The sequence below is a fragment of the Microcystis sp. M49636_WE2 genome, from assembly GCF_030065375.1.
In the GTDB taxonomy this organism is placed as follows: Bacteria; Cyanobacteriota; Cyanobacteriia; order Cyanobacteriales; family Microcystaceae; genus Microcystis; species Microcystis aeruginosa_C.
In genome coordinates this window covers 1-3636 of the sequence record NZ_JASJFG010000637.1, presented here as the reverse complement: position 1 = coordinate 3636, position 3636 = coordinate 1, and the positions used below count along the sequence as shown (strand labels likewise).

Genomic DNA, 3636 nt, shown 5'->3' with positions numbered 1-3636 from the left:
CCCGTTAATATTCTGGTAGTTGGCGCGAAAGTGTTGACATCCGATGTCAAGGAGGCACAAACCCCAGATCTGGGTTATCATGCCCCGGTTAATTCCTTGGATGGTTTAACCGATACCATGCTGTTACTGCGTTTTGACCCCCAAAGACAGAAGTTAACCATGCTTTCCATCCCCCGGGATACCCGCGCCGATATCGAGGGTTACGGGGAGAAAAAAATCAATGAAGCTAACGCCCTCGGTGGACCGGCTTTAACGGCGGAAACGGTTAGTCATCTTTTGGACGGAGTGGCTATCGATCGCTATGTTCGCATTAATGTGCAGGGTGTGGAAAAATTAATTGATGCTTTGGGGGGGGTGACGGTATATGTTCCCAAAGACATGAAGTATCAAGATTTTAGTCAACACCTCTACATTGACCTGAAAAAAGGGGAACAACACCTCAACGGCGAGAAATTCCTCCAGTTTGCCCGTTTTCGTTACGATGCTAACGGCGATATCGGTCGTATCCAACGACAACAGCAATTAATGCGGTCCTTAGTAGAACAAACCCTAAAACCAGCAACTTTACTGAAAATTCCCGATATTATCGAGGTTATCCGCACCCATATCGATACTAATCTCAGTTTAGAGGAGTTACTCGCCCTAGCTGGTTTTGCATCCAAAACTCAGCGCGCTGATGTGCAGATGCTACTGCTACCCGGAGACTTTAATGGTGATGGTCGGCAAGGGATCAGTTATTGGTTGCCCAATCAAAGTAAAATTCAAGAGCTAGTGGCTCAACATTTTAACCACGGCTCTTTTATCGCTGACATCGAAGAAACCACGCAACCGACTCGCATAGCTGTGGAAGATAGCATCGATAATCCAGAAGCGGTGCAAACTCTAGTCAGATATCTGCGCTCGTTTGGTTATGAAAATGTTTTTGTCTCTAAGTCTTCATCGCCAATTCTAGAAACTACCAAAATTATTGCTCAAAAAGGGGATGATTCCCTGGCTGCTGCCCTGCATAATAGCCTTGGTGTCGGGGAAGTTTTGGTGGAAAGTACGGGAAATCTCGCTTCTGATGTGACGATTAAAATTGGTCAAGATTGGCAAGAAAAATCAGCTAATCTTTCTGATCTATCCCCTGGCAACTAAGAGAAAAATCAAGTTTATCTGAGTTAGGAGTTACCCATTGACAAAAAACTCATCCATTATCAGTTATCATTGATTAGTGATTGGTCACTGTTTACTGTTCACTGTTTACTGATTACTGTTTACTCTCCCATGACCCCTTTTGTTGAGAAAATAAAAACTCCTTTAACTAAGCAAAAAATCTCGGTTCTGCAAATTAATTTGGGAAAAAAATGTAACCTTGCTTGTAGCCATTGTCATGTGGAAGCAAGTCCAGTTCGCTCCGAAGAAATGACTCCAGAAGTGTGCGAACAAATTATCGAACTGATCGCAAGATTTCCCCAAATTAAAACCGTCGATCTGACCGGCGGCGCTCCAGAAATGCTCTACGGTTTTAAGCCAATTGTGGAAATCTCTAGAAAAGCTGGGAAACAGGTAATTGTGCGCTCGAATTTAACTATTTATTTCGAGAAAGGATTTACTGATATTCCTGAATATTGCGCGGGCCATCAGCTGCGGGTGGTGGCTTCTTTACCCTGTTATCTTGCCGATAATGTGGATAAAATGCGCGGTCTGGGAGTCTATGATCGATCGATTGCTGCTTTACAATGGTTGAACCGTCTCGGCTACGCTCAAGAGCCGAATTTGATTGTGGATTTAGTCTATAATCCCCAGATTCCTAAGTCAGATAATTTTTCTCTCACACCGGATCAGGTATCCCTGACACGGGATTACAAAAAGTTCTTGCAAGAACATTTTAATATTTCTTTTAACAATCTGTTTACTATCACTAACCTACCCGTTGGAAGGATGCGCTTCCATCTGGAACACCGGCAACTCCATCAACCCTATCTTCAATTCCTCGAAGACCATTTTAATGGCGATACTGTCGAACATTTGATGTGTCGTAATCAGCTTTCGATCGATTATTTGGGTAATATCTATGACTGCGATTTTAATCAGATGGAGGATTTGGCCGCTTGCACCAGTCAAGGCCAAAAATTAACCCTGCCGGATTTATTACAAGCGGGTAGTTTAGATGTAATTGCAGAGGTACAAACCGCTTCCTATTGCTACGGTTGCACTGCTGGCAGCGGTTCCAGTTGTGGGGGAGCTTTGATTGCAAACTGAACAAGTGTACTGGATTGACAGCGTGCCTCGGAAAATTTAGTACAAATGCTCGGACTAGCTCTCCCTGCTACCAACTCCGGTGCTGTCTTAACGGGGTAGGGTGTGGGGTGTAGGGTGTGGGGTTTTACCGATTTTCAGGTGGTCAATTAGCCAATTTTCAGGGAAAAAGTCCCTGAATTCTCCCCCCGATCGCTCCAATCGCTGGCACTTTTTAGTCAAAAGTTGGACTATTGATTAGGGACCAGAAAAAACCGCCGATTCGATATCTTGGCGACTAAGGGAGTATTTAAAAGCGCGATTGATGTCACTGCCGTCATTGGCTGCCCGAAAGTAACGAACGGTGATTTCTTCAATTTCGAGGCAGATTTCCGCTTTCCATGTCGGTTTTTCCACAGTCCATCAGTGGACATTCTCGGTATTTTTCCGCCAACCTAACTTAACTAGCCATGCTTCGATCGCCGGTAAGGGATGATTATAGAGGGGAGTATCGGCAGTGGGAATCTTCATCGCATCTAAATCAAAAATAATTGGGCTACAGTGACGGCATTCTCTCCTCGAAGCATAGCAATAATCACCGCTAGTAACAAGCAGCCGAGCAGGGTGAGTGCCAAGATAAACAAAGCAAAAATTTCTCCCGAAGATAGGGGACGATCGGTCGGATCGAGATAGGCGCTACGATTAGCTATAGGTTCATCGCTATCGGGGATGGTTTGGATGACATTCCAGCGGGAGTAACCTATCTGTAAATCATACAGGGAACGGCGATCAGGATTACTCAGGGTGGCATAAGCTTCGTTAAGACGCTGGAATTTAACCGTTGCCACTTCGGGGCTGAGTTCGGTAGTATCGGGGTGGTATCGTTTGCTAAGTTCCCGATAGGCGCGTCGCACTTCGATCACCGAGGCACTCGGATGTAGTCCTAGAATGGCATAATAGGTATTGGCAAAGCGCGAGTTAGCGGCAATGACTCGCGAGGTGGTTTGGGAATTATCGCGCTCGAAGGTCACAAGATTTTTTACCGAAAAATTGTCTTAATATTCTAACTCTGTTGATCATGAAATCTCGTTATCGCCTGCGTCTTCGGATCTGTCTTGTCTTTCTTATTATGGCCCTGACGAGTTTGTCTCCTTGGCTAACCCCTAGCGCCTACGCGGGGATCGATGACGATCGCCTCGATGGTAATATTTTTGTGGTCTATGCGGGTAATGGTTCCCTCGTACCACCGCGTTTAAATTTAGCGGAAACTTTTCAACGGAAAATTCCGGCTATTATTGTCTATTATCTGGATGATAGTAGTGATTGTAAGCGATTTGCGGCGATTGTCTCCCGTTTTCAAGAGTTTTACGGTCGCGCCGCCAGTATTATCCCCGTTACTGTCGATTCTATCCCCTT

3 protein-coding genes and 2 pseudogenes are annotated in these 3636 nt (G+C 45.1%); 3 read left to right on the top strand and 2 right to left on the bottom strand.

The features are described 5' to 3' along the window. Both PX484_RS14820 and arsS read left to right on the top strand, forming a co-directional pair. A partial coding sequence (locus PX484_RS14820) for an LCP family protein (protein ID WP_288104456.1) occupies positions 1–1137 on the top strand: 1137 nt, incomplete at its 5' end. Positions 1138–1266: 129 nt separating this feature from the next. Further along, a complete protein-coding gene (gene arsS, locus PX484_RS14815) occupies positions 1267–2244 on the top strand; it encodes an arsenosugar biosynthesis radical SAM (seleno)protein ArsS (RefSeq protein ID WP_288104454.1) in 978 nt (325 codons plus the stop codon). Positions 2245–2478: 234 nt separating this feature from the next. Here arsS and PX484_RS14810 read toward each other — a convergent pair. Both PX484_RS14810 and PX484_RS14805 read right to left on the bottom strand, forming a co-directional pair. Then, a pseudogene (locus PX484_RS14810) lies at positions 2479–2751 on the bottom strand (DUF3143 domain-containing protein). Positions 2752–2756: 5 nt separating this feature from the next. After that, entirely contained in the window at positions 2757–3251 is a 495-nt protein-coding gene (locus PX484_RS14805; protein ID WP_002763788.1) for a J domain-containing protein, read from the bottom strand. Between the two features lie 47 nt (positions 3252–3298). Here PX484_RS14805 and PX484_RS14800 point away from each other — a divergent pair. Then, positions 3299–3636, top strand: a pseudogene (locus PX484_RS14800) (thylakoid membrane photosystem I accumulation factor); the annotation flags it as partial.

Excerpts from the sequence above, each read along its gene's own strand:
- arsS (WP_288104454.1), top strand. The coding sequence starts at position 1,267 with ATGACCCCTTTTGTTGAGAAAATAAAAACTCCTTTAACTAAGCAAAAA.